General features: G+C 48.7%; 1 protein-coding gene. It reads right to left on the bottom strand.

The window, feature by feature from the left end; all coding sequences use genetic code 11:
* On the bottom strand, positions 1-2,523 hold a 2,523-nt coding region (locus Q7U10_07790), incomplete at its 3' end, for a PKD domain-containing protein (protein ID MDO8282508.1).
* Positions 2,524-2,647 lie beyond the last annotated feature (124 nt).

Here is a 2,647-nt window from a genome sequence, read left to right as displayed (position 1 = left end):
TTTTACGGTGTATGTGCCTTCAGTTGTGTATTCATATGAAGGGTTGGACAGTGTCGAGTCAACTGTGCCGTTATTGTCAAAATCCCATTCGTATGTCAATGGCTGGTCATTGCCTGTTGAGCTGTTTGTGAAGGTTACGGTAAGTGGCGCTCTGCCGCTTGTTGGATTGCCGGTAAATCCTGCTGTCGGCGAAGTGTCAGATATCACCGCTGTTGTGGTTGTTTCTGATGTTGCGCCAAGCGCATCAGTTACCCTCAGTTTGACCGTATATGTGCCTTGCTGTGCGTAGGTATGGCTCTGTGAAGATGATGAAGAACTGTAGTCGTAAGTCCCGTTGTTGTCAATGTCCCATTCGTAAGTTGCGATATTGTTATTCGGGTCGCTTGAGCCTGAAGCGTTGAGTGTTATAGAACTTCCTTCTGTCCCTGCATACGGCCCGCCTGCGTTTGCGGTTGGAGCAATGTTAGTGTCTGGTGTTGCAGGGTTACAGTCATCGTCTATGGTGTTGCCGAAGGTTTCTGAAACACCGGGGTTGATGGCAGCGGTTGTATCATCGCAGTCTCCCTGGTTCTCTGTGTAGCCGTCTCCGTCGTTGTCTATAGCAGGGTCTGTCGCATCAAAGGTAAACGCGCCGATGTCATTTAATAAACACGGCCTCTTCCACCAGCCGGTCGAAGGGCAGAGCGTGGCGTCATACCCCCTCCATCCGTACCTGTGGGTCGTTGCAATGCCTGAATTGAGCTTTTTGATGTCAACAGCGCCTCTGTTGTCTGTCTCAAGTATCAGGTCATAAAGGCTGCTGCCGGTGATTGTGTCATTGTTGAATGTGAAGGTTGATATGCTTGTTAAGTTCGTATCCGCGTTTATGACCACCCCGCCGCCGTTTGATACGTTTGTCTGTGACGCACAGCTTGCCGGCACGGTGTTGTTTAAGATGGAATTGTTTGAGGATGCCAGGTTTATCTGAGCACCGTACAGTCCTTCTTCACTGTTCTCCTCCACTCCGAAATAAATACCTGCCCCGGCAACCGCCTTGTTCCCAGATATCGTATTGCCGGTTAGTGTAACACTGCTTGTGGTGTCATTTATGGCTATGAACCCCATGCCGCCTCCATACGCAGGCCCGCCCATGTCGTCTTCCTGTATGAAACAGCCGTCAACTGTGTTGTTTGTAATGGTGTTGTTTGTGATGGTCAGGTTCTGGGTGCTGAGATTGCCGTCATTATAAAAGAGCATTCCTGCGCCGAATCGCGAGGTGTTGTCATGGATATTGTTGCCATCCACCGTTGCCGTAAGGTTCCTGCTCCAGCCGTTTGCGCGGAATAGGATGCCGCCTGAATCATAATCCGCATGATTGCCGTATATCTCGTTGTCCCTCACCGTTACCAGAACGTTGTTGTTCTGCGCCTCTATCGTCATGGCCCCGCCGTCGCTCCATGCTCCTGTCGCCTGATTACCCGTAAAAATGTTGTTCTCGATCATAAGGGTTATTGGATATGCGCCGGTGTTGCTGCCTGCGTACAGCCCGCCGCCATAGCCTGAACTTCCGTTCTGTATCTTCAGATCCTTGATCGTCAGATTCAGGGCGGCATCAGCAGGGTCTATATTAAATACCCTGCCTGAACTGCTGCCGTCTATGATCGTAAGGCTTGGGTCTGTACTGTGGCCGTTAGTTGTATGGTTCCAGCCGCCCTCTATGAAGAATGTCCCGCCTTTTAGTATGCTCAGGTTCTCAGTATATATACCCTGCGCTATTCTCACCGTATCTCCGCTCTGAGCCGCATCGATGGCGGACTGGATGGTTGCGTATTCGGTGGGTACGCAGCGGATGAAAGTATAAGAACAATTCGGGGCATTTGTCGCATATTTGAGGTCACTATTAGTAGCATTAAAATAGCTGATATGCACTTTGTCCCATGAATCTATCGCTATGGAAGTATAGGAACCTACATCTCCTGTGCTGTCCACTGTAGTTGTCATCCATGAGCCTGAAGCATTCGTCACATACTTGAGGTTTGTATTAGTAGAATCATAATAGCTGATATGCACCTTGCCCAATGAGTCTATCGCTATGGAAGTGTAGCCGCCAACCGAACTTGTGCTGTCCACTGTAGTTTTTACCCATGAGCCTGATGCATTTGTCGCATACTTAAGGTCAAAATTAGTAGAATCATAATAGCTGATATGAACCTTATCCGATGAGTCTATCGCTACGGAGGTATAGTAACCTACATCTCCTGTACTGTCCACGGCAGTTGTCATCCATGAGCCTGATGCATTTGACGCGTACTTGAGGTCTAAATTAGTAGCATCACGATAGCTGATATGCACTTTGTCAGATGAGTCTATTGCTATGGAGGTATACTGGTAGCTTGAACCTCCGCTGTCCACTGCAGTTGTCATCCATGAGCCTGATGCATTTGTCGCATACTTGAGTTGGAAAAAAGCTATATAGCTGATATGCACCTTGTTCGAGGAGTCTACGGCTATGGAAGTATATATGGAATCAGAGGTGGACCCCATCCATTGGACAGGTTAGGGGCTGATTTAAGGTGGAATGCACCGGCCATCATGCCGCCTCCAAAAGCTGTTCTGATTTCCTATATCCGCCAATAGGCAGATTCCAGTATGCCTCATAAGGGGTCTT

The organism is Thermodesulfovibrionia bacterium, from assembly GCA_030646035.1.
Taxonomy (GTDB): Bacteria; Nitrospirota; Thermodesulfovibrionia; order UBA6902; family UBA6902; genus JACQZG01.
Note: the sequence above shows the minus strand (reverse complement) of the source record. Positions and strands in the feature narration are given on the sequence as shown.